20 protein-coding genes and 1 tRNA gene are annotated in these 23,997 nt (G+C 55.7%); 12 read left to right on the top strand and 9 right to left on the bottom strand.

Features of this window, described 5'->3' with window-relative positions; translation table 11 throughout:
• Positions 1 to 135 precede the first annotated feature (135 nt).
• Both DGA31_RS07915 and DGA31_RS29555 read left to right on the top strand, forming a co-directional pair.
• Positions 136 to 447 carry a cupin domain-containing protein gene (locus DGA31_RS07915; protein ID WP_109512161.1) on the top strand — a complete coding sequence of 104 codons (312 nt, stop codon included), beginning with the start codon at positions 136 to 138 and terminating at the stop codon, positions 445 to 447.
• A gap of 641 nt (positions 448 to 1,088) precedes the next feature.
• Positions 1,089 to 1,430 carry a hypothetical protein gene (locus DGA31_RS29555; protein WP_152035003.1) on the top strand — a complete coding sequence of 114 codons (342 nt, stop codon included), beginning with the start codon at positions 1,089 to 1,091 and terminating at the stop codon, positions 1,428 to 1,430.
• Positions 1,431 to 1,593: 163 nt separating this feature from the next.
• Here DGA31_RS29555 and DGA31_RS07910 read toward each other — a convergent pair whose 3' ends face one another.
• Complete coding sequence (locus tag DGA31_RS07910; protein ID WP_241509547.1) at positions 1,594 to 1,917, bottom strand: hypothetical protein; 324 nt, start codon at positions 1,915 to 1,917, stop codon at positions 1,594 to 1,596.
• A gap of 503 nt (positions 1,918 to 2,420) precedes the next feature.
• Between DGA31_RS07910 and DGA31_RS07900 the strand changes: the two genes are divergently transcribed.
• Genes DGA31_RS07900 through DGA31_RS07890 form a run of 3 tightly spaced genes read left to right on the top strand, consistent with a single transcriptional unit; the run spans position 2,421 to position 9,019 of the window.
• Positions 2,421 to 4,499, top strand: a complete 2,079-nt coding sequence (locus DGA31_RS07900) for a type I restriction-modification system subunit M (protein WP_109512159.1) — start codon at positions 2,421 to 2,423, stop codon at positions 4,497 to 4,499.
• 43 nt (positions 4,500 to 4,542) lie between these two features.
• The gene (locus DGA31_RS07895) at positions 4,543 to 5,796 is read left to right on the top strand and encodes a restriction endonuclease subunit S (protein WP_109512158.1); all 1,254 of its coding nucleotides are present in this window, start codon (positions 4,543 to 4,545) and stop codon (positions 5,794 to 5,796) included.
• On the top strand, positions 5,789 to 9,019 hold the full coding sequence (locus DGA31_RS07890) for a type I restriction endonuclease subunit R (RefSeq protein ID WP_109512157.1): 3,231 nt from the start codon (positions 5,789 to 5,791) through the stop codon (positions 9,017 to 9,019). Before DGA31_RS07895 ends, DGA31_RS07890 begins: the two co-directional genes overlap by 8 nt.
• 89 nt (positions 9,020 to 9,108) lie before the next feature.
• Here the strand turns inward: DGA31_RS07890 and DGA31_RS07885 are convergent, their stop codons facing one another.
• Positions 9,109 to 9,360: a helix-turn-helix domain-containing protein gene (locus DGA31_RS07885; RefSeq protein ID WP_109512156.1), complete on the bottom strand. Its 252-nt coding sequence runs from the start codon at positions 9,358 to 9,360 to the stop codon at positions 9,109 to 9,111.
• Positions 9,361 to 9,491: 131 nt separating this feature from the next.
• Between DGA31_RS07885 and DGA31_RS07880 the strand changes: the two genes are divergently transcribed.
• Together DGA31_RS07880 and DGA31_RS07870 are read left to right on the top strand one after the other, a co-directional pair.
• Entirely contained in the window at positions 9,492 to 10,034 is a 543-nt protein-coding gene (locus DGA31_RS07880) for a hypothetical protein (RefSeq protein WP_241509546.1), read from the top strand.
• 279 nt (positions 10,035 to 10,313) lie between these two features.
• Complete coding sequence (locus DGA31_RS07870) at positions 10,314 to 10,622, top strand: hypothetical protein (RefSeq protein WP_109512154.1); 309 nt, start codon at positions 10,314 to 10,316, stop codon at positions 10,620 to 10,622.
• An 883-nt stretch (positions 10,623 to 11,505) separates the two neighbouring features.
• Here DGA31_RS07870 and DGA31_RS07860 read toward each other — a convergent pair.
• The 3 genes from DGA31_RS07860 to DGA31_RS07850 form a co-directional block, all read right to left on the bottom strand.
• Positions 11,506 to 11,778 (bottom strand): hypothetical protein, encoded by a 273-nt coding sequence (locus DGA31_RS07860; protein ID WP_109512152.1) that lies wholly within the window; start codon positions 11,776 to 11,778, stop codon positions 11,506 to 11,508.
• 214 nt (positions 11,779 to 11,992) lie between these two features.
• Positions 11,993 to 12,613, bottom strand: coding sequence for a helix-turn-helix domain-containing protein (locus DGA31_RS07855; RefSeq protein WP_109512151.1), 621 nt, complete (start codon positions 12,611 to 12,613; stop codon positions 11,993 to 11,995).
• Entirely contained in the window at positions 12,610 to 12,909 is a 300-nt protein-coding gene (locus tag DGA31_RS07850) for a helix-turn-helix transcriptional regulator (protein ID WP_109512150.1), read from the bottom strand. Before DGA31_RS07850 ends, DGA31_RS07855 begins: the two co-directional genes overlap by 4 nt.
• 109 nt (positions 12,910 to 13,018) lie before the next feature.
• On the opposite strand from DGA31_RS07850, the gene DGA31_RS07845 reads away from it, so the two are divergent.
• Both DGA31_RS07845 and DGA31_RS29550 read left to right on the top strand, forming a co-directional pair.
• On the top strand, positions 13,019 to 13,621 hold the full coding sequence (locus DGA31_RS07845) for a hypothetical protein (protein ID WP_109512149.1): 603 nt from the start codon (positions 13,019 to 13,021) through the stop codon (positions 13,619 to 13,621).
• A gap of 267 nt (positions 13,622 to 13,888) precedes the next feature.
• A complete protein-coding gene (locus DGA31_RS29550) occupies positions 13,889 to 14,512 on the top strand; it encodes a hypothetical protein (RefSeq protein WP_152035002.1) in 624 nt (207 codons plus the stop codon).
• A gap of 563 nt (positions 14,513 to 15,075) precedes the next feature.
• Here DGA31_RS29550 and DGA31_RS07835 read toward each other — a convergent pair.
• Positions 15,076 to 16,158 (bottom strand): site-specific integrase, encoded by a 1,083-nt coding sequence (locus tag DGA31_RS07835; protein ID WP_241509545.1) that lies wholly within the window; start codon positions 16,156 to 16,158, stop codon positions 15,076 to 15,078.
• A 105-nt stretch (positions 16,159 to 16,263) separates the two neighbouring features.
• A tRNA-Arg gene (locus DGA31_RS07830) sits at positions 16,264 to 16,340 on the bottom strand.
• 335 nt (positions 16,341 to 16,675) lie between these two features.
• On the opposite strand from DGA31_RS07830, the gene gabD reads away from it, so the two are divergent.
• The 3 genes from gabD to DGA31_RS07810 all read left to right on the top strand — a co-directional run bounded on the left by gabD (position 16,676) and on the right by DGA31_RS07810 (position 21,323).
• Positions 16,676 to 18,118 carry an NADP-dependent succinate-semialdehyde dehydrogenase gene (gene gabD, locus DGA31_RS07825; protein ID WP_056841245.1) on the top strand — a complete coding sequence of 481 codons (1,443 nt, stop codon included), beginning with the start codon at positions 16,676 to 16,678 and terminating at the stop codon, positions 18,116 to 18,118.
• Between the two features lie 181 nt (positions 18,119 to 18,299).
• Complete coding sequence (gene gabT, locus DGA31_RS07820; protein ID WP_109512147.1) at positions 18,300 to 19,580, top strand: 4-aminobutyrate--2-oxoglutarate transaminase; 1,281 nt, start codon at positions 18,300 to 18,302, stop codon at positions 19,578 to 19,580.
• A 360-nt stretch (positions 19,581 to 19,940) separates the two neighbouring features.
• The gene (locus DGA31_RS07810; RefSeq protein ID WP_109512146.1) at positions 19,941 to 21,323 is read left to right on the top strand and encodes an HDOD domain-containing protein; all 1,383 of its coding nucleotides are present in this window, start codon (positions 19,941 to 19,943) and stop codon (positions 21,321 to 21,323) included.
• 192 nt (positions 21,324 to 21,515) lie between these two features.
• Here the strand turns inward: DGA31_RS07810 and DGA31_RS07805 are convergent, their stop codons facing one another.
• Together DGA31_RS07805 and desA are read right to left on the bottom strand one after the other, a co-directional pair.
• A complete protein-coding gene (locus tag DGA31_RS07805) occupies positions 21,516 to 22,523 on the bottom strand; it encodes a GGDEF domain-containing protein (protein WP_109512145.1) in 1,008 nt (335 codons plus the stop codon).
• A gap of 138 nt (positions 22,524 to 22,661) precedes the next feature.
• On the bottom strand, positions 22,662 to 23,846 hold the full coding sequence (desA, locus tag DGA31_RS07800; protein ID WP_109512144.1) for a delta-9 fatty acid desaturase DesA: 1,185 nt from the start codon (positions 23,844 to 23,846) through the stop codon (positions 22,662 to 22,664).
• Positions 23,847 to 23,997 lie beyond the last annotated feature (151 nt).

Here is a 23,997-nt window from a genome sequence, read left to right as displayed (position 1 = left end):
CTTTCGTACAAAACCTAACGAAAAAGAAGGCAGCCATCAGCTCCCGTTCAGTCCAGGTCTTCTTTTCGTCCAGCAGTCGAGGGTCAAAGATTCTGATAGGGTACAAATCACCACCTGCTCGAGACCTGAAATCCGATGAGAGTTATTCGTAGCAAAGACTTCACCGCCACGCGCGCTTGGGGGGCTGACGAGATCGCCAACCTGGATGGAACCACCGTCCGTCTTCACTGGACTGACCAACCCTACAAGTGGCATGTCAATGATGGTGAGGAAGTGTTCGCAGTCCTCGACGGCACGGTAGATATGCATTATCGCGAGTCGGGCATTGAGCACCTCGTAACCCTGATGGTTGGCGACGTGTTTTACGCAGGGGCTGGATGTGAACATGTTGCGCACCCGCGTGGAGAAGCACGGATTCTGGTTATCGAGCGTGAGGGCAGCGTTTGAGTTGACTGGGCTGTCGCTCATCATGGCCGGGTCGGACTGTGCTTCAGAGCGATCTCATAGATGTAGCGGGTGCTCAAAATCGGACTGGAAATCGCGTTTCTACGCGAAATCCACATCTGCAGAGGTGCCGATAAATTTCAGATTTAACGTAGACGTGCACACTTCAATTTTGACGAAGCGTTTTTACACACTCTGGCCCATCTGCAGTTTGGGACGGTATCCACCCGCTAACCGTACTCATAGCTTTTCATGGGCACCTTGCGGGTGCGATACTTCGGCGCATTATTGAAATCTCATCCTTTTGCCGGCTCAGCCCTGCTCAAGGCCGAACATTTCATCCGGTTTGCCTGATCAAATCCCTAAAAGTACTCGCCGTGAACAAGCAACAGCTAGCAGCCAAGATCTGGGAATCAGCCAACCAGATGCGATCACCTGCAAACAGTCTCTACCTGAACTTATGCATGAGATGAAGATTGATGTTATCAATGGGGTGATTGAAAATGGCGAAAAAGTTACGGTTAACTCCAGGGCACGGTAGAGGTTGGCATGTCTGAATTCAAATGTATTTTCCTGGATCAAGATGTGGATGAAAATCCAAAGCTGCAGTTTTATGCCGACTTTTTTTAAACTATCAGCCTTCGATGTGGCAGAAAGGGGGCGGTGATGGGGTTTTTAGCTTTGTCAGTGATAAAGGTGACAAGTCTGAGCTGGCCGTGTTGGAGAACAAAGAACTCGGTGTTTCTGTTAGGTACAACTTTAGAGCTGCTGGTGAGCGCAGGGGGGCTGAATATTTCTCAATATGTGATCAACCGAAAATGAATCATGTTGAAGACTTTGGGGACGACCAATTTGTTCCTGCGGGTTCTTTTATACAACCCAAAAAAGCATGGCTGGCAGTTGAAGATTTTTTTAAAAATCCTCTGGTTAAGTCGGACCGAATAGCATGGTTGAGCTCTGACGCTATTTCATGGCCGGCTATCTAAAAGTGTATTGAGAGCGTCAAATGCAAAAGCACAGCAATCGCCTAAGTATTTCGTCCTCGCGCGCTCCAAGCCGCGTGTGAAGGCCTTCTTGAGGGCATCCGCAGTGGTGGGGGATACTCGACCGCATAATGAACGCGGCAAACCCTTCAGCCAGTGAATAGCTTTAGGCGAGAGGGATTCCCCATTCTCTGCGAGCGACCTCAATCACACACTGAAACAACACAAGCTCACGCTTCACCGTGTTGCCTTTGCGAATCTTCAGGCGCTCGTCACGGTAACGCGCGAAATCTGAAGAGGTGAGGATGGCAACGATGCGTGTCGCCAGCGGATGACGCTTGAGTGCTTGCAGGTATTTGATTTCCGAATACGCGCCTTTGTGCTTCGAAGCGATCTCATAGATGTAGCGATCAACAAGTCGATGAACGGCGGTGCGTTCAGCCTCGACGCGAGAGACAAAAATGCCCCGGTCGATTTCGCTTTCGATCATGCGTGCCCAGGCTTGGGCATCGGATTCGGTTGTTTGGGGGCTGTACCGTGATTGCTGATGGCTGCCGACTTGAGCGTTCGCGTCACGTTCAACGGTGGCAAAAACGACGTTCAGAATCAGGACAGGCTTTTAGCGGAAGTGCTGACCCCTTGTGACACAAGGGGTGGAAAGATGGCGCACCTGACGGGATTCGAACCCATGACCCCTGCCTTCGGAGTCCTAAAAGTCGACGTTTAGAATCAATACGTTAGCGGGGATTAGCTGGGAAATCAATGAGTTGTGTTAGCTGGGGAAAGCTTGCGTTCGCCACAATTAGCCAGCGGAGTGTGGCAAATTTGTGGCAAAACTATAGATGTCGCGAGTGCGTTGAGCTTCGCTGCACCCCCCCATATGACATGGCGCTCGGCGTAAGTGACAGCGATTGACTGGAACCCCCCTGCGAGCTTTGGGATACTCTCTGACAATACGTTGAGCACAACTCCGAATACCCTAAGCAGACCTCCATGACCCAAGAGCAGTTGAAGAAACTCGAAGCCGACCTCTGGCGTGCCGCTGATAACCTGCGAGCCAACTCCGACCTCAAGGCCAGCGAATACTCCACACCCGTTCTGGGGTTGATCTTCCTCAAGTTCGCCGACAACAAGTTCAAGCAGCACGAGAAGGCCATCCACCGCGACTTTCTCGCCTACAAAGACACCCGCATGGAAAAGTCGCTGGCGGATATCGCCATTGAGAAGTGCGGCTTCTACCTGCCCGACCATGCCCGTTACGACTACCTGCTCAATCTGGAAGAAAGCAAGGACATCGCCGGGGCTATAAAAGAAGCGATGAAGGCCATCGAAGAGTACAAGCCTGAGCTGCAGGGCGTGCTACCCCAGGACGAATACTTCCGGCTTACCCGCTCGGCACAGAATAAGGGCATCCCCAAAGAGCTGCTGCGTACCTTCAACGACATTCCCCAGAATGCCAGTGGCGATATCTTCGGCCAAATCTACGAATACTTTCTCGCCGAGTTCGCCCTCTCCGAAGGCCAGGGCGGCGGTGAGTTTTTTACCCCGCGCTCGGTGGTCAAGCTGATGGTGGAAATCATCGAGCCCCACGGTGGCAAGGTCTACGATCCAGCTTGTGGTTCAGCGGGAATGTTTGTGCAGTCCGCTCAGTTCATTGAGCAGCACCGTGCTGACGTCCATCACGCCAGGGACAGCAATATCTACGTCTACGGCCAGGAGAAGACCCTGGAAACCGTCAAGCTGGCCAAGATGAACTTGGCTGTCAACGGCCTACGTGGCACCATTATGCAAGCCAACAGCTACTACGAAGATCCGCATAACAGCTTCGGCCAGTTCGACTATGTGATGGCCAATCCGCCATTCAACGTCGACGACGTATCACTGGCATCTGTGGAGAATGACCGTCGCTTCAACACCTATGGCATTCCGCGTAACAAATCCAAAGTCAAGAAAGGCGAAGAAGGCAAGGAAACCGTACCCAATGGCAACTACCTGTGGATCAATCTGTTTGCCACCTCGCTCAAACCCAAAGGTCGTGCCGCGCTGGTCATGGCCAACTCGGCGTCCGACGCTCGCCACTCCGAGGCCGAGATTCGTCAGACGCTGATTGAAAAAAACTTGATCTACGGCATGCTCAGCTTGCCATCGAACCTGTTCTACACCGTCTCCCTGCCAGCCACGTTGTGGTTTTTCGACAAGGCCAAGCTAGACGACCGCATTCTGTTTATCGACGCACGCAACGTCTTCACCCAGCTCACCCGCTCACTGCGCGAGCTGAATGACGAACAAGTGCAGAACGTCGCCATCATCAGCAAATTGCACCGCGGTCAGCGTGACGAGTTCGTGCGCCTGGTCGACTATTACTTCGCCGCCGGTGTGGCACGTCTGGCGGAAAACCAGCCACATATTCAACCTCTATCCGAGCAGTTGCTGCATCTGCTGCAGGAAGCCGAAGGCCGTGATGCTGTGCAGGACCTGCGCGAGCAATGGGTCGAACTGAAACCATTGCAGGATGCCTACGCCGACTACCAAGCCACGCACCTTAGCAATGTTGAAGTAGATGCCAAAAACCAGGCCCAGCATGCTTTGCGAGAAACCTTCGACCCCTTCTTCGCCGGCCTGCATGCCAACCTCAAGCGCCTGGACAAGGCCGTGCGTCAGCACGAGAAGCGTCTGGCCGAAGCCGCCAAAGCCGAAGGCAAACGAGCCAGTATCGACCGCGACACCAAAGCCCTGAAAACCGCCCTGGAAAAATCGCATGGCGAAGTAAAGGGCGCGGAAACCTACTTCCAGCATATCCACTGGCTGCAAGAACGCTTCCCCGCTGCCCAGTACGAAGACGTCACCGGCCTGTGCAAGCTGGCTAGCCCAGCAGAGGTTAAGGGACAGGAATACTCGCTTAACCCCAGCCGCTATGTCGGTGTGGTGATCGAGGAAGACGGCAAGACCGAAAAGGAGTTTGTCGACGGCTTGCTGGTGATGAACGACGAACTGATTCGCCTCAACAGCGAGGCCCGCCAGCTAGAAGACGTCATCGCTCAGAATATCCGTCAACTGGCTGGTGAGTCTTGAGTACGCTTGCCAGTACGGTTCGTACCCACAAGGAGCGCTACTGATGAGTGGCTGGAATGTTATTCCTATCAAACAGGTGGGACGGGTGGTCACAGGAAAAACGCCGCCCACCGGAAGCGCTGAATACTATGGAGGCGATGAGCTTTTTGTGTCGCCGAAAGACCTGACACGAGACAGCTGTTTTGTCTCTAAAACTGAAACCCAAATAACCACGCGCGCCTTGGAAAAATTCAAAGGCCAAGTTATTCCAGAAAATTCGGTTATGTTCACCAGCCTGAGCTTTGCCTTTGGCAAAATGGGTATAACGACGCGGCCGTGCATAACTAATCAGCAGATAAATACAGTTGTACCGAACGAAAGGCACAATTACCGATTTGTGTATTACCTGCTCCGAACTTACGAGCGGATTATTTTTTCATATAATTCTGGTATTGACACCCCGATAGTCCCGAAATCCGTATTTGAAAAAATTGAAGTACGTTGTCCAGATCTTGCTCTGCAAGAGAGGATTGCCGCCGTTCTCTCCTCCTACGACGATCTGATCGATATCAACCGGCGCCGTATCGAGCTGCTGGAGCGGATGGCCGAGGAGCTTTACCGCGAATGGTTTGTGCGCTTTCGCTTTCCTGGGAATCAGCATGCGAGGTTCGAGAAAGGGATGCCTGTGGACTGGAAGCAAACAGGGCTTGGATCTCTTGGAACATACCTTAACGGCTATGCGTTTAAGCCATCCGATCTATCGTTAGACGGCATCCCGGTCATCAAGATCAAGGAAATAAATGGTGGGGTTACGGCTGACACCCCACGAAACAGTGGTGAGTCAATTGCCAAGAAATATCACTTCGATGACGGAGCTATCATTTTTTCGTGGTCTGCAACCCTGGCCGTAAAGGTGTGGGACCAAGGCCAGGGGCTTTTGAACCAGCATTTGTTCAAGGTTGCGCCTGTTGAAGGCGTTCCCAGCAGCTTTTTGTACTTATCAATCAAATTCTGCCTGCCCATTTTTGATTCGTTAACCACGGGTTCAACGATGAAGCACATTAAGCGCAAAGAACTCGATGCTGTAAAAATCGGCTTACCAGACAAAGCCACTCTTGAAGAATTTGATAAATCTGCGTCCACGCTTCTGCAAAAAATGCTGAAGCTCTCAAAGGCAAACCAGCTCTTGATCGAAGCCAGAAACCAGCTTTTGCCCCGCCTAATATCCGGCAAACTACCCGTCGACCAACTGGACATCCAGTTTCCCCCCAGCATGCGCGAGGCCGACACGGCCCGCCAGGAAGTAGTCCATGCCTAATCTGTTTTCCGAGGACGATATCGAAAGTACTCTGTTGGTGCGACTGCACGAGCAGTACGGTTATGAGTTGCTCAATTGCATGACCGCGCAGCCCGGTGATTTGCAAGACGGCTCCGGCCGCCGCGACAAGCGCGATGTAGTCCTCGGCGACAGATTGCAGGCCGCCGCCCGGCGGTTGAATCCGCACATACCCGATGCGGCGCTGGAACAGGCCTTGGCGCAGTTTTCTGAGCGACGCCAAGCCATGACCCTGGTCGCCGCCAACCGCGAATTGGATGCGATACTGCGTGAAGGCATCGCCGTGCGTTTCCAACAGGATGATCAATGGCAGCAGGAGCAGCTGCGACTGATCGACTTTTCGAAGGTGAGCAATAACGACTTTCTTGCCGTGACCCAGCTATGGATCAAGGGCATCAACGATAGGTACTTGCGCCCGGATGTGCTGCTCTATGTAAACGGCATTCCGCTGGTATTTATCGAGCTGAAAAACGCCAAAATTCCACTGCGCAATGCCTACGACGACAATCTGGTGCGTTACCGCCAAACCATTCCACAACTGTTCCTCACCAACGCCTTTTGCGTGCTTAGCAATGCCCTAGAAACCCGCATTGGCAGCCTGACCGCGGAGTGGGAGCACTTTTTCAGCTGGCTGCGAGTGGATGACGAGAAGGAAAAGCTCGACCGCGCACAGATCAAGGAGCAAGGCACCAGCATCGAGCGGGTGATTGACAGTCTGCTCGCCCCCGAGCGGCTGTTGGATTACATGGAAAACTATGTGCTGTTCCACAAGCAGACACAAAAGATCATCGCCCAGAACCACCAGTTTATCGGCGTCAATCGCGCCTTCGCGCGCTTCCAGCAGCGCAAGGCACTAAGAGGCAAACTCGGGGTGTTCTGGCACACCCAGGGCTCTGGCAAGAGCTTTTCGATGATCTTCTATGCGCGCAAGATCCTGCGCAAACTACCGGGACACTTCACCTTTCTGGTGGTCACCGACCGCGACGATCTCGACGGGCAAATTTTCCGCAATTTCCTCAATACCGGCACAGTGCAAAGCCACGAGGCCGCTCGGCCGAAAAACAGCGAGGAGCTGCGCGCCTTCCTCGGTCAGAGCAAGCGCCTGGTGTTCACCCTGATCCAGAAATTCCGCTACGACAAAGGCAAGGCTTACCCGCTGTTGTCCAATCGCGACGATATCGTGGTGATCGTCGACGAGGCGCACCGCACCCAGTACAAGAGCCTGGCGGAAAACATGCGCGCCGGCCTGCCTCAGGCCAACTTCGTCGCCTTTACCGGCACGCCGCTGCTGGGCCGCGAGCGGAAGACCAACCAGTGGTTTGGCGACTACGTCTCCGAATACAACTTCCAGCAGTCGATGGACGACGGCGCCACCGTGCCGCTGTTCTACCAGAAGCGCGTGCCCGAGGTGCTGATCCAGAACGACGACCTCAGCGAGGAGTTCTACCAGATCCTCGAAGAGGAAAACCTCGACGAGGCGCAGCAGGAAAAGCTCGAACGCCAGTTCGCTCAGGAAGTGCAGGTGATCAAGCGCGACGACCGCCTGGAGACCATCGCCCGCGACATCGTCTACCACTTTCCGCGCCGTGGTTACCTGGGCAAGGGCATCGTCATCGCCGTGGACAAGTTCACTGCGGTAAAGCTGCACGACAAGGTACAGCGGCTTTGGAAGGAAGAACTGAAAGCTCTGCGTGGGCGGATCAAGGACACGCCCAATGAGGTGGAAAAAGCCCGGCTGAAAAAGATCGTCGGCTATATGCACGATGTGCAGATGGCCGTTGTGATCAGCGAGGAGGCTGGTGAAGAGGGAAAGTTTAAGCTGCAGGGTCTAGAAATTTCCCGACATCGCCAGCGTATGAATGCTCTGGATGCGCATGGTCATGATGTAGAGCACAATTTCAAAGACACAGAGCATCCTCTGCAACTGGTATTTGTCTGCGCCATGTGGCTTACCGGCTTCGATGCGCCGACCGTGTCCACCCTGTATCTCGATAAACCCATGAAGGGCCACACCTTGATGCAGACCATCGCCCGCGCTAACCGTGTGACCTCGCATCAGATCAACGGTGTGAGCAAAGGCAATGGCGAAATCATCGATTATTACAATGTCTTCCGCAATATGAAGCAAGCCTTGAAGGATTACGCTCAAGGTGAAGAAGGCACCGATGAACCACCTGTGCAGGATAAAAGTGTGCTGCGCGGGTTGCTGGACGACGCCATTGCTGAGGGGCTGGGCTACTGTCGCGAGCGTGACATTGCTTTGGAAGAGGTTCTTGGGCGTGAGGAGATCTTCAAGAGTCTCAGCCGCTTCAATGAATTCGCTAACATTTTGCTCGGCAGCGAGGAGTGGCGCAAAACCTTCAATGTATACCAAAACACGATTACTGCCTTATATGAGGCATGCAAACCGGAAATTCTTGGTAACTCATTAGTACGTATAGTGGCGGCATTTGATTATCTGCGCGGGGTGGTTGATAGCCTGGTAGAGCATGTGGATATCGATGTAGTGACGCGGCGCATCGATGAACTACTGGATGAAAGTGTAGTGGTGGATAACGCCGAAGCCTTTCACCAACAAGAATCGCAGGGCTGCTATCAGATCGTAAAGAAAGGTCGTACGTGGGATCTGAGCAAGATTGATTTCGACAAGCTACGCGAAGAGTTCAAGAAAACTACTTATAAGAATATTGAGATCGCCGATCTGCGTGGATTTCTGGAAAGAAAGGTGGCGCAGATGCTGGCCGCCAATAAAACCCGTAGCGACTTTGCGCAACGCTTGCAGGAGATTATTGACCGTTATAACTCCGGTGGTACTGCTACTGAAGACTATCACGAGGAGTTGATGCGTTACCTCGAAGCACTTAGCTCCGAGGCAGAGCGTCATACTCAAGAGGGACTGAGCGAAGACGAGTTGGAGCTGTTTGATCTTCTGAAGAAAGAAAATATGACAGTTGAGGAAAATCAAAAGGTTAAATTGGCAGCCAAGTCTCTTTTGATTCGACTTTTGAAAGGCCAGCCTAAAGTTTTAGTGCAGGATTGGTTTAAGGACGGTCAAAGTAAACGTGTGGTTAGAACTACAGTGGAGCAGGTTCTACACAGTAATCTTCCTGATAGCTATGATCGTGTAACGTTTAAAGAGAAGTGCGACAATGTATTCGAGTTGATAGTGGACTATGCGAGCGAGGGACGAAAGTGGGCTGCTTGATTTTGGCAGCGGTTACTATCTGAAGCGCAACCCAGACGGAACGCCCGTTTTCCAAGCCCCGTCAATTTGTACCTGTATTCCGCGCCCTTTCATAATCCCTCCCTGAGGGTGGCCTCGAGCGTGGTGGCGAAGCTTACTAGGTCATTATTCAGAACAAGGCACAAGTCACGAAGCTGAACCGTATCCAGCCGTCTTACCCCTCTCTCGACATCACTCATGAATGACTGCGGCCTTCCTAGCGCGGCGGAGCACTGGGCCTGGGTCAGCCCTGATTCAACGCGCATTCGCTTTAGTACCTGCAGAAAGATAACGTGCTCACGTCGATAAATAGCCTTGGTCATAGCCGCATCCCATCATGGTTCGGCTAACAAGCTATATCTGCTTTCCGGATATCTGATTTTCAGTTATTTTGTTCGTATTCGTATTCGTATTCGTATTCGTATTCGTATTCGTGCACGTTTGGTTTAGGAGGATGCATGAGACTTATCTGGGAGTTGTTTCGCGTGGCATGGGCCGTCGGGTGTTTGCCGGTGGGTGCGCTTTTGCTAGTTGTGGTGGTTTTTTCTGGCTTCAACCTGCCATTTTTTTGGGTTTGACCAGTAGCGAAGACCCAGCAATTCGTTGGTTGTTCTGGGTTTTGGTTCTCTACTTCGTAGGGGGCGTATGGCTGTTCTCCCGAATCAGCCAACGCTGTGCCGAGAAGCTGAGGAGAATGGTCGCTGGCTATCAGGCTGAAGGGTTCCACCCGCACGTGGAGGTGTTCGCGAAGATCAATGACGCCTACGTTGGTGTCGACCTGGAATCGAAAATGTTGCTGGCCTACCCCGTGGGTCAGGACGGTCATCTCTTCCGTTTGGATGAGATTCAGTCCTGGCGCATCCTTCCAGTCGGCAAGAGCAACCATCGATTGGAGCTGTTGACCAGCGATTTGGCAATTCCGACGTTCAGCCTCGCGCTTAAAACGGCGGACGTGACCAATACTGAGGCACGGCTGCATTCAATCTTCAGCACTTAGCTGGTTGATGGAGCCTTCACTTACTCATTCGGAGTAGCCCGATGACGGACGTAACTGCAGGCAGCGTTTGGCAGGTAGATATCGCTCAACTGAAGCAAGCCAACACCACTATGCGTTTGGCCAATCAAGCGCTGGCCTCTGACGATGTTGCCGTCCTATCCACTCTCGGTTTTTCGCTCGCTCACATTCGAGAACTGAGGCGCAAAGGTGGCTTCAGACCATCTTCCATTGCACAGAACACACGAATGATCCATTGCCTACAAAAAAGGGAATCTGCACATGCTCATTGAGCACATGCCATTGAGAATCGCGTCTGGCGTCCTGGCGGCTACGGCCATCGAGTCTGTCCGCCGTTCCACTTCGTATAATGCATGCGGCTGGCAGATTCTTGACCGCTGGGCGTTTAATTCTCCCGAACAGCTTCGCGCACTTGAAGCACAGGGAGAGCTGCTGCTTTTAGGGCGGTTGCTTGAACAGCAAATCGTCGAGCATGAGGCGCTCATTTCGCCCCTCGGATTGGCTCAGCGGGGGGAAGGTCTGGCGGAGCATGAGGTTCTTGCGCTGTGGGGCATCTCTACCGAGTTATGAACCTCCGGCGGGAGCGAATTCCACCAAAACTTTCCGGCCAATCGGCGTAGTGGGGTCTCGGGGCTCGCCCTGAGCAGGGACGGTAGGCAAAGCAAAGAAGTGAAACGACTGCCGCGTTGCCGGTTGTACGTACGCCATTCATGGCGGGAGTACAAACCCTACCCTGTCCCAGTTCCTATCCACCAAATGGTTGCAGCCGTTGTGAACGATTTTGGTCAGAAAAGTTGTCTGTACGTATGTGCTGGATTTCTTGGACCTTGATGAACAAAAGCATCGTTGGGGAGGGGGCAGGGGAATCGTCCAATGACTCGATAAACACAAGAGTCAGACGCCATCGCCCTAACAAAATTGATCATCAAAATATTTTGCGAAGTGAGCGCGGTAATTTTCAGAAAACACGGCAACACGACGCTGTACAAAGGAGGGCGTTGGCTGTGATGGTGTTGGTATTGTGACGTGCGCGCAGTTGCCGTTGGTGACTGTGCCAGGATCACTCGGGTAAAGAGAAAAACATCTGGTAGCACAGGGAGAGGTATATCTGGCGATGCTGAGGGAGGCATTCGGTAGGCAAATCTGGGTACGTCATCCATATCTGGAGTAAACGCTATGAGTGAAAGCTGGCTGAAGAAAATGTGGTCGCTTGCACTGCGACGGAAATCTGTAGACGCGATGAACGGTGGTAAGCCGTTTACCAGGTGCGGAACCCTCATGGTCTATGCGGGAGAGCTCAATCTGATACCTGAGCTCATTCCCGAGTCAAAACCTGCCAGACGCTCCACGCCGCCCAATTCAGATTGAGTGCAGCATCTCAGGGCGGCGGAACGCATGTCAGTAAAGTGGAACGCCTTAACTGATACGCCCTTTGGGTAGCCGGTGCGCAGGGCTAGCTGCTCATACTACCTTCCTGATCAAACAGAGCTCTGGCAGAGGGGCCATAGGTCGCGATGACATTCTCGATGGTATCCCGGTCGTTACAGTCCAAACTGCGGGTCAGGTCGAAGAGGGTGTTCCGCTCTGCTTTCCACTGGCTGATGATTTCAACATTCGGTTGGGCTTTCTTCCGCTCGTAGAAAATCGATTCGGAACGGAGCGCTATCAAGCAACCCAAGACGTCCTGGGCGATTTCCAGTCTATGAGCATCTGATGGTTGGATCATCGTTGAGACCTCCTGCGGATCGTTATCATGGCTTGCCGCGTTCCTAGATCTTGTCGGGTCGCGAGCAGCAAGGGTGTTCCAATTGATATGTTTTTTTCTCTTCTTGTATGGGTGACTCTGTGTCACCTCAAATCAGGTTACACATGTCACACAGTCACCTGACGCGAGCGCATGCATGCCACCCTGTCACGTGACTGGCGGTCCTGTGTATAACTCATGTCTTGGTCGCCTTGCGCTCCCGGATCGAGTTCCGGATAGACAGCAGCTTGGTGTAGATGTCCGGATTGCTCTCGGCCAAATGATCCAAGTCAGCTTGGCTAATCTGGAAGCCAATGTTGGTCTGGTTCTCGATGATCTGTAGGTTTTCGATGTGAATACCTTGGCCGACTGCCTCCCTGTTGAAGAGCATACGTTTCAGTTCATCAACCGTGCTTTTGATCTGGGCTGGACGGTACTCCCACTGTGCTTGGCCTCTGGGTCTGCCTTGCGAGTCGCTAATTGCGATTTTTTCCGTGAGCTTATATTCGTTATGTTTACGGGACCGCGTCCTGCTGATGTAGCCTCGGGTTTCAAGCGTTTTGATCTCGCGCATAGCCTGGCGCGGACTGATCCCAGCTTTGCGAGCGATGGTTGGGATTGAAGGAATCGAGAGTCCCGTTCTGAGATCGCAGTGGGATTTGATCACGCAGTAGACCGCGAATGCATACGGTCCTAGCTTTGCGAGTTCGTGATCCACCATGGCCTGGAAAATGTGAAACCAATAGGTGTTGGATTTCAATTGATCCTGTGGTTCCTGCCCGGTGGCGACATCAACCGACAATTCCAGCTCACTCATTTCCGAGCCTCCACCTGAGACTTCTTGGTAGGGCGCCCGACTTTATGTGTTCCTTCGGTCGAGGCTTGCTTGAGGAGAGGAGCCGATGTGATTGCCCCGGTACGCATCCACTGTCTGAGATCACCTAGCCGCCATCGCAAGCGTGACAGGCCGGGAACGGGCTCAAGCCCCGGCAATTTGCGCTGACGCACGGTCAGAGCGCTGAAGCCTGTCAATGCAGCGACCTCGGCAACGCCGATCAGTACGTCATCTGCTAGCTTCTGAACTTTTTGAATGGTTTCGTAATCGATGCTCATCGTGACTCTCGCTAGGCTGCTATGGAATGCCTCCAGCTTTCGCCATGCGACTGCAGATTCACTAGGACACCTTTTTGACAGATGCGCGAATTAGCCAAAGAATGGTTCCATGCAACCACACATTCCCGATGCAGATGTCGACCCGGATGAAGCTTTCCAGCTTGTTTTTCGTGAACTGAAACGTCATGAGGAAACGAGCCGGAGAAACTTTGTTGTCCGCGTCCCCGTGGATCTGCTTGAGTACCTGTTCTCAGCCATTTTGCGCAAGTCAGGGATGTCGCGCGTAGCTCTTGAGCGGTTGCTGACAGAGCTGGGAATTTACGGATTCAAAGACGCGGACGGCCGGATTCTCCGGAGGTACTTGAGCGGCCACACGCGTATGGCTTGGTCGACCCATCAGCGTTTGACGCTATGGGCGTTATCAAGCGGCTGGATCAGCATGTGGGCTTTCCGCGATTTGGCTTTCCGGTCGTATGAGCGAGAAGCAGCTCAGCTTTGCGCACGGAAAATAGTGAACACCCTCAAGCGTCGGACGACGCTCCCTGATTTGACCAGGGAACAGGTTGTCGCATGCTTCTATGAGGTTTATCGGCTTAGGCAGCGTGAGCGCGATCAGGCTACGGCTACTCGATTGCGGACAAACTCGGGTGCTACAGAGCTTGGCCTAGCGCTTGGTTTTGATATGCATGATTCAAGGTCTTACTCTCGATGACCTCTTTTGGCTGATTAATCGCTCCATTTTGGCTTGCCAGCAGCTTTTCGAATGGGGAGGGAAGGTCGTCAAAATGGCACGCGGCGAGACGAAGGCGGGCGAACGCCGCCTTGCTATTCGGCTAGCTAGCTGATTTGTTTCTGTCGTGATAATGTTGCTCAGATACCTTGATGGGCACGCAAAAATAACAGTTTAAGAAGGTAGCCCTAGTGGTTGGTTGTAATTCTGGTGTGGCTAATATTAAGCTGACAATGAACGGAATATTAAATGAAAGGATGTTTGAAAAGTCGATTTGTACATTTGCTCAGTTTGATTTTCCTGTTGCTATTAGCTGTTATTCTTAATTCAAACTATCCGAAGCTTACAGAGAAAGACACAGATGTGATGGCTTTCGTAGGGTTCTGGGTTACCGTCTATGGTTTGTTTGTAGCTATTTTTGAAATCGCAAGACTAGGATCAGTTTCAGACGACATGGCTAAAGCTGCGGCCAAATCTTACAATGGTCTGAAGCTGCAGCTGGAGCTTCAGGAAGTCAATTCCTGTCTTGAAATAATTAATTCATCTGTGGCTGAGCTTAGAAATAATAGGGCAGTCCCAGTGATTTTTATATCTAGGATAAAACATATTTACTTTGCTGTGTTCACTAACGGGAAAAACACGCCAGAACACGATAATAATATTCTGATTTTGAACTCTTATGAGCACGTTGCTGCTGTTCGTAAACCCAAAGGTAACGCACAGGCCGCTTATAAAAATGCTCCACAAGTTGGTGGGCAGGACGGCTCGCGAGAACATCCCTATAAAACAACTATTGATGTATTGAAGCGGATGCATGACGATTTGTCTAGGTATTCCGCTTCGAAAAACACTTATAAAAGTGAGGTCGTATGATACCTTCTAGATTTCAGGTTTTTATGGAGTTTGTCCTAAAGCAAACTCAGTCTAACAAATTGCAATGGATTCCAGGGGAGGGAGGGTCTTTTATTGCTTCGCACAACGACATGAGCCTATATATATCCTCGGAATTTGATCCGGATAGAGAAGTAAGTAGCTTCTGGTTCCGGTTGAATGGTAGCGATGGTCAGTCGACACCTTTTTCGGTTTATGATTTTGAAAGAAATGACTATCAGTTTATGAGAGTTCTTTTCGAAGAGGTCATATTCAATGCTAACAATGCCGAGCGCGATCTGGAAAGGTTCATGAGAGACTTCCATTAAGCTATCAGGATCTTCATGACGACGGCTCATTACGAAATGGAGCAGTACGAGGCGCTATCTGCTACAGACTCTCTCAAGCCAAACTCTTCTGAGTTTGACTTAGATAGCCCAGGGCAGCCCGCTGCTAAGGCTCTAGGCAAGTTAGGTGATCGCGTTTGGAGATTATCCATGGACTGCACATTCGAATCAGCTCCAGAGACGGCGCTTGCTCAATCTGGCTGCCAAGGCTTATAGGTATTATGCTAGCTTCGCCGCCAGCTCCTCCGCAGTAATGTTGTAGTACCGCTTAAGCATGTTCACCTCCCGATGCCCCGTCACGCTCGCGAGCTCGATCAAATTCGGCAGCTTGGTCGCAAGCCGACAGGTTGCCTCATGCCGCAGGTCGTGAAAGCGCAGATTGATCAGGAAGTCTTCCTGAGGCGTGACCTGCGCTACGTTGCAATCTCCCAAGTATTTCAGCCTCGCACGCTCCAGACCTCTCACGAAGGCCTTCTTGAGTGCATCGGCAGTGGTGGGGAAAACTCGCCCGCACAGCGAGCGCGGCAAATCCTTCAGCAGTTGAATAGCCTTCGGTGAAAGTGGGACGGTTCTCGGCAGTCCGTTCTTCGTCGCTGGTAGGTGCGCGGTTCTACGATCCAGGTTCACATGCTTCCAGCGCAGCTCGAAAATCTCGCCACGGCGCATGGCTGTCTCAATCGCCAGTTGGACGATGGGCCGTATCCAGGGATTGTGTGATGCATCGGCGTAGGTCCCATCAGCACGTCGCTCACGAAGCTCTAGCGCGCCGAGCATGTATTGCTCTTCAATCGGGTCAAGGCGTCGCGAGCGCTCGTCGTTGTAGCTGGGACGGCTGACCATCCTTACCGGATTTTCCGCGAGGTGAATTCCCCACTCCCGGCGAGCGACCTCGATCACGCCCTGAAACAAAGCCAGCTCACGCTTCACCGTATTGCCCTTGCGAATCTTCAGGCGCTCGTCGCGGTAACGGGCAAAGTCGGAAGAGGTGAGGGTCGCAACGATGCGTGTCGCCAGCGGATGACGCTTGAGTGCTTCCAGGCGTTTGATTTCCGAATACGCGCCTTTGTGCTTCGGAGCAATTTCGGAGATGTAGCGATCAATGAGTTGATGAAAGGCAGTGCGTTCAGCCTCGACGCGAGAGACAAAGATGCCCCGGTCGATTTCGCTTTCGATCATGCGTGCCCAGGCTTGGGCATCGGATTTGGTTTCGAAGGTTTTTCGCTGGGCTGGATAGCCCTTACGGCGAATTTGCGCTTCCCACTGATACTCGCCGCGATTCCTGATTGTTGCCATTTCGACCATTCCCGCCACACTTGAGTGTGGCAAATTTGTGGCAAAAACGACTTTCAGGACTAGGACAGGTTTCTGGCAGTGGAGCTAACCCCTTGTAATACAAGGGATAGAAGGTGGCGCACCTGACGGGATTCGAACCCATGACCCCTGCCTTCGGAGGGCAGTACTCTATCCAGCTGAGCTACAGGTGCAATGCGGGCGCCATAATACTCATCTCTCGCGCACACGTCCATGCTGGCGAGCGTGTGTTGTTGATTTCGCACATTTCATTGCCTATACCTGACATCGACGCACGAAAAACTGACCATCCGTGCCAATCTGTTCTTTTTTCCGAACGCCCTATTGTCCTTTACCGGCACAATCCCTAGGATTCGTTTGAGATTTCAAACGCTCCTGTTCGGCCTTTCTGCCTGTTAAGCTTCGTGCGCCAGGTCAAGGCGAATAAAAATTTCAGTGATGCCCAGTCAGGGCGCCATTTCTCTATCAGCCCGCTCCGCGTCTGCGCGGTGCTATTCAGGAGGCCGACATGCAGCTCAAGGATTCCAAACTGTTCCGCCAGCAAGCCTATATCAACGGTGCGTGGCTGGACGCAGACGGTGGCCAGACCATCAAGGTCAACAACCCGGCCACCAACGAGGTGCTGGGCAGCGTGCCGAAGATGGGCGCAGCCGAGACCCGTCGTGCCATCGAGGCCGCCGACAAGGCGCTGCCGGCCTGGCGTGCTCTGACCGCCAAGGAGCGTGGCGCCAAGCTGCGTCGCTGGTACGAGCTGATGATCGAGAACCAGGACGACCTGGCGCGCCTGATGACTCTGGAGCAGGGTAAGCCGCTGGCCGAGGCCAAGGGCGAGATCGCCTATGCCGCTTCGTTCATCGAGTGGTTCGCCGAAGAAGCCAAGCGTGTGTACGGTGACGTGATTCCGGGCCACCAGCCAGACAAGCGCCTGATCGTGCTCAAGCAGCCGATCGGTGTCACCGCCGCCATCACCCCGTGGAACTTCCCGGCGGCCATGATCACCCGCAAGGCCGGTCCAGCACTGGCCGCCGGTTGCACCATGGTGCTCAAGCCGGCTTCGCAGACCCCGTATTCCGCCCTGGCCCTGGCCGAGCTGGCCGAGCGTGCCGGTATTCCGGCTGGCGTGTTCAGCGTGGTCACCGGCAGCGCCGGTGAAGTCGGCGGCGAGCTGACCAGCAACCCGATCGTGCGCAAGCTGTCGTTCACCGGTTCCACCGAGATCGGTCGCCAGCTGATGGCCGAATGCGCCCAGGACATCAAGAAAGTGTCGCTGGAGCTGGGCGGCAATGCGCCCTTCATCGTGTTTGACGATGCCGACCTGGACAAGGCGGTCGAAGGCGCGATCATCTCCAAGTACCGCAACAACGGCCAGACCTGCGTCTGCGCCAACCGCATCTATGTGCAGGAAGGCGTCTACGACGCGTTCGCCGAGAAGCTGAAAGTGGCGGTGGCCAAGCTCAAGATCGGCAACGGTCTGGAAGAGGGCATCACCACCGGTCCGCTGATCGACGAAAAGGCCGTGGCCAAGGTCAAGGAACACATCGCCGACGCCCTGAGCAAAGGCGCCAAGGTGCTGTCGGGCGGTAACAGCCTGGAAGGCACCTTCTTCGAGCCGACCATCCTGATCAACGTGCCGAAAAACGCGGCCGTGGCCAAGGAAGAGACCTTCGGCCCGCTGGCGCCGCTGTTCAGCTTCAAGGACGAGGCCGAAGTCATCGCGATGGCCAACGACACCGAGTTCGGCCTGGCTTCGTACTTCTATGCGCAGAACATGAGCCGTGTCTTCCGCGTGGCCGAGGCGCTGGAGTACGGCATGGTGGGTATCAACACCGGCCTGATTTCCAACGAAGTGGCGCCGTTCGGCGGCATCAAGTCCTCGGGCCTGGGCCGTGAAGGCTCCAAGTACGGCATCGAAGACTACCTGGAAATCAAATACCTCTGCCTGTCGGTCTGATTCCGGCAGCAGGTCTTTGCAACCGATGGGGCGCGAGAGCGACGCTCCATCGGTTTTTTTGCTGTAGCCCGACCCAATGGTGGCCGGAAAGCCTTGCCAGTCGATCATCGTATGCTGGCCCGGTGATTCCCGCCGCTTGATCCTTGCCACACGCCGACGATGAGCGGCGAATGAGGAAACCATGAGCAAGACCAACGAATCCCTGCTGCAACGCCGTGCCGCCGCTGTTCCACGTGGTGTCGGCCAGATCCACCCGATTGTCGCCGAACGCGCCGAGAACGCCACTGTGTGGGACGTCGAAGGCCGTGAGTACATCGACTTCGCGGGCGGCATTGCGGTGCTGAACACCGGCCACTTGCACCCCAAGGTGATTGCTGCCGTTCAGGAACAACTGACCAAGCTGACCCATACCTGCTTCCAGGTGCTGGCCTACGAGCCCTATATCGAGCTGTGCGAAGAAATCGCCAAGCGCGTGCCGGGTGACTTCGCCAAGAAGACCCTGCTGGTGACCTCCGGCTCCGAAGCGGTCGAGAACGCCGTCAAGATCGCCCGTGCCGCCACCGGCCGTACTGGCGTGATCGCCTTCACCGGCGCTTACCACGGCCGTACCATGATGACCCTGTCGCTGACCGGCAAAGTGGTGCCGTACTCGGCCGGCATGGGCCTGATGCCCGCTGGCGTGTTCCGCGCCCAGGCACCGTGCGAGCTGCATGGCGTGAGCGAAGACGAGTCGATCGCCAGCATCGAGCGCATTTTCAAGAATGATGCCCAGCCTCAGGACATCGCGGCGATCATCATCGAGCCGGTGCAGGGCGAGGGCGGTTTCTACGTCAACTCGCCGGCCTTCATGGGCCGCCTGCGCGCCCTGTGCGACCAGCACGGTATCCTGCTGATCGCTGACGAAGTACAGACCGGTGCCGGTCGTACCGGAACCTTCTTTGCCACCGAGCAACTGGGCGTGGTGCCGGACCTGACCACCTTCGCCAAGTCGGTCGGCGGCGGCTTCCCGATCTCCGGCGTGTGCGGCAAGGCCGAGATCATGGACACCATCGCCCCGGGCGGCCTGGGCGGCACTTATGCCGGCAGCCCGATTGCCTGCGCCGCGGCCTTGGCCGTGCTGAAGGTGTTCGACGAAGAGAATCTGCTGGAGCGCTCCAACGCCGTGGGCGAGATCCTCAAGGCCCGCCTGCGCCAGATCGCCGAGAAGCACAAGGTGATCGGCGACGTGCGCGGCCTGGGTTCGATGGTGGCCATCGAGCTGTTCGAAGGCGGCGACCACAACAAGCCGGCTGCCGAGCTGGTCGGCAAGGTTGTGGCCCGTGCCCGTGAGAAGGGCGTGATCCTGCTGTCGTGCGGCACGTATTACAACGTGATCCGCTTCCTGATGCCTGTCACCATTCCTGATGCGCAACTGGAAAAAGGCATCGCCCTGATCGCCGAGTGCTTCGACGAACTGGCATGAGCCTGATGGCTGAATGAAAAGCCCGCTTCGGCGGGTTTTTTTTGGCCAGTGCCTCGTAGGAATTGCAGGACCGACTTCAGTCGGGAACACAGGCACCGCCGAATTCGCGTCATTCGTAGCATTCGCGGCTGAAGCCGCTCCTACGGGGTATGCGCCGTGTTCTGGATCAAAACCTGCTGGCTATCAGGCGCGCAAAGTGCTGTGCCTGGCCTGGCCCTTTCGCGACCGCTGGTCGCTCCTGCGCGATTCTGCATCGATTCTGGCGCCTGGGTTTTTTCTGCGCTGCCGGTCTTTTTTCGGCCTATGGGTATATACCGGCGACGGCATTGGCTAAGGTGAAGGCATCGATGTCGGAGAGTCATGATGACCGCTGTAGATTTGCTTGGCGTACCGCGGGTGTTGATCGCGGAGTCCGACCCCTGGATTCGCGAAAACCTCAGTGATCTGGTCCTGAGCGTGCGTGCCGATGTCGAACTGGAAGTGTGCACCGACGGCCGGCAGGCCATCGAATGGATGAAAGGCCATTTGCCCGACCTGATCATTGCGTCGCGTGAACTGCCGTCCATCGATGGTTTGAGCCTGTTGCGCGGCATCCGCAAGCTGCGTCGCCAACCGCCGATTCCGTTCATTCTGCTCAGCAGCCGCAGTGATGCCGCCAGTGTGCGCGAAGTCCTGCCGCTGTTGCCGACCGCCTACCTGACCAAGCCGCTGGACAACGAAGGCCTGCGCCAACGGCTGCGCGGGCTGTTGCTCGAATGCCCGACCACGGGGCCGGTGAAAGTGCCGGGCATGACCCTGAACAAGTTCCTCGACACTCGCCGGGAAACGGCCGACAGCGCGCCGTTGTTCGTGGATGTCGAGTCGGCGCTGGGCCTGAGCCAGGGCGCCAAGGGCTTGGACATTCATCTGCTCGAACAGGAATTGCGCAACGACCCGCACATCACGGCGGTGCTGATCGCGGCGGCCAACACGGCTGCGCAGCACCTGGGCAAGCCGATCCAGAGCCTGGGTGGCGCAATGGCGCTGCTGGGTGCCAGCCAGAGTGCGCAGATCGCCACCAACCTGGGTAAGAAGCGCGTGGCAGTGCTGACCCATGACGGGCTGCTGGCCAAGGCCAGCGAGTTATGGCTGATGTCCCAGCGCACTGGCGACTACGCCCGCATCCTGGCGCGCATGCTGGAGCTGAACCAGGAGCGTTGCTTTACCGCCGGGCTGCTGCAGTCGCTGGGCGACCTGGCGGTGCTTGGCTGTTTGCAGGAGTGGCTGCTCAACGGCGGCAAGCTGGACGAGCCGCTGATCACCCAGATGCTGCAGCAGTACTCGGCCGCCTTCGGCTCGGCGCTGCGCACCCGCTGGCGCCTGCCGCTGGAGCTGCGTGAGCTGATTGCGGCGATCTACCAGTACAACACCGGGGTGTTCACCCGCGAAGTGCTGGCCATGAACCTGGCGGGCGAGATGGCCCGGCTGCGCGATGAACAAAGTGTCAATGTCTTGCTCAAGTCCAAGCCGGCGCGGTTGCTCAAACTCGGCGTCGACGATTTGCAGCGCCTGCGCAAGAAACTGACCGGGGTAACCGACCCCAGCCTGCTGGCGCTGGCCAATGCGCCTGTCGAAGCCGTGGCGTCAGTGGAAGAGGACGCGGAGGTCGAGGATGATCTGCCGGACCTGCTCGACCTCACCCCGGAGCCGGAGCGGTCAATGGAAGAAGAACCGCCAGCCCCACCGGCTACGCCGACCCTGTAGCGACCAACGGTCGCGAATGCCGGTTGTCAGGCACCGAAGATGATGACTGTGCCGGCCCTTTCGCGACCGCTGGTCGCTCCTACGGCACAGGTCTCGACACACGGCTGTAGGAGCGACCAACGGTCGCGAATGCCGGGTGTCAGGCACAGAGGATGCTGGATGTGCCGGCCCTGTCTGCAAGCGCCCGTTTGCCTACCCCACCACAATCTGGTTCTTGCCCTGCCGTTTGGCCTGGTACATGGCCGCGTCGGCGCGCGCGTAGAGGGCTTCCAGGGTCGGGTCGTCGTCGGTCAGGCTGGTCAGGCCCTGGCTGGCGGTGATGCCGAAGCTCTGCTGGTCGCTCTGGAAATGCTGGCGCTGGATTTCCCGCTGCAGGCGTTCGGCAATCTGCAAGGCCATGGCCGAGGCGCAGCCGGGGAAGATGGCGGCGAACTCTTCACCGCCGATCCGGCCGAACAGGTCGCCGCGTCGCAGGGTGGTGCGACCGCTTTCGGCAATGCGCTGCAACACGCCATCACCGACCTGATGCCCGAAGGTGTCGTTGATTTTCTTGAAGTCATCAATGTCCAGCAACAGGAACGACAGCGGCGTGCCTTGCAGGCGGGCCAGCTCGAATTCGCGTTGGGCGCAGTCGAAGAAATGCCGGCGGTTGCTGCTCTGGGTCAGCACGTCGGTGGTGGCCAGGCGCTGCAATTCGTCTTCCAGGTGCTTCTTTTCGGTGATGTCCTCGGCGATGCCGACCACCACCAGGCGCTGGCCCGGGTCGGTGCGGTGGCTGACAAAGCATTTGTCGCTGAGCCAGCGTACTTCACCGTCGGCGCGGATGATGCGGTACTCGCGGTCCTCGACCGCGCCCTTGTCGATCACCTCGCTGAGGCTGCGCTCGGCATAGTGCAGGTCGTCCGGGTAGATGCTGTCGCGCCACTGTCCGTAATCGGCCAGCACCAGGCCCACCGAGCGGCCAAAGATACGCTCGTAGGCAGGGCTGACGTAGATCATCTGCTGGCGACCCCAGTCGAAGGCCCACAGCACGGCGTTGACGCTCACCAGCAATGAGCTGAACAAGTGCTCGCGTTCGCTCAGGCGGGCGACTTCGGCCTGGGCGTGCATGAGGGCGAGCAGGGTTTCGGCAGCGACAGGCGGGTGATCAGGCGGCTCTCGATGCTGCACCGGGGGCGCAGCAGTGGACGTTTTTTCCATGGACGCGGCTTCTCGAACGGCGCGAAATCGCTCGCGCCGCTACGTGGTTTGTAGGGCAATGGATAAAAGGTCTGAGCAAAGTTTCGCCAGGAAGTTCCGATGTCGGTGCGCCATCATGGGGCGCACCGATCAACGGCGTCAGGCGTAGGAGGGGCGCAGCGAGTAGGTCTTGAGCTGGTCGGCAAAGTCACGCAACGACTGGATGCCACTGGTCTCGGCCTCGTGTACCCAGTCCTTGATGGCCGCCAGCATGTCGTGGCTGTTGCTGCTGGTCTTGAGCCAGATCTGCTGCAGGGCCAGGCGCTTTTCGTAGATCACTTTCAGGGCCTGGCTGTGCTCCAGCATGGTCTGGATGCGCACCTGGTGCTTGTCGTCGAGCAGGCTGGTTTCACGCGACAACAGGCGCTTGGCGCGGTGGAACTGGTGACGCACCGAGACATCGACACGGGTCAGCTCCTGGGTCACCAGCGGGCCGATCACCTGCTTGCGGTACTGGGCCATGATCTGGAAGCGGTTGTTGAGGATCGCCATGGCGGTGTCCATGTCCAGGTGTCGCTTGCCTTCGACCCGGTGGGCAATGGGCGCCACACGCTGCACCTTGGCCAGGCGCAGGGCGCTGAAGACCTTGATCCAGGCCCAGCCCATGTCGAACTCCCATGGCTTGACCGACAGCTTGGCCGAGTTGGGGTAGGTGTGGTGATTGTTATGCAGCTCTTCGCCGCCAATGATGATGCCCCACGGCACCAGGTTGGTGGCCGCGTCCTTGCATTCGAAGTTGCGGTAGCCCACCGCATGGCCCAGGCCGTTGACCACACCGGCGGCCCAGAACGGAATCCACATCATCTGGATGGCCCAGACGGTGATGCCCAGTACCCCGAACAGCGCCAGGTCGATGACGGCCATCAGCGCGATGCCCAACAGCTTGTAGCGCGAATACAGGTTGCGCTCGATCCAGTCTTCGGGGCAGTGCTTGCCATAGATGCGCAGCGTATCGGGGTTGCCGGCTTCGGCGCGGTACAGCTCGGCGCCCTTGCGCAGCACGGTCGACAGGCCCTTGATCACCGGGCTGTGCGGGTCGTCGACGGTTTCACATTTAGCGTGGTGCTTGCGGTGGATGGCGGTCCACTCGCGGGTGTTCTGCGCCGTGGTCAGCCACAGCCAGAAGCGGAAGAAGTGTTTCAGGCCCGCATTGAGCTCCAGGGAGCGGTGGGCCGAATAGCGGTGCAGATAGACCGTCACGCCGATAATGGTCACGTGCGTCATGACCAGGGTGACGGCAATCAGTTGCCAGACGGACAAATCGAGTAAACCGTTGTACCACATAGGCTGCTGGGCCCTCACAGGTGGCGGGTGGGTGAACACTGAACAGCGGGCATTATCTCTGAGCCACCATGGAAAACCAGATGCCGGCGCAGAGAAGCGTCTCTGGATGTTTCTTGTCTTATAATCCCCGGCTTACGTAGGGATGTGTGTT

The organism is Pseudomonas ovata, assembly GCF_003131185.1.
GTDB lineage: Bacteria > Pseudomonadota > Gammaproteobacteria > Pseudomonadales > Pseudomonadaceae > Aquipseudomonas > Aquipseudomonas ovata.
Note: the sequence above shows the minus strand (reverse complement) of the source record. Positions and strands in the feature narration are given on the sequence as shown.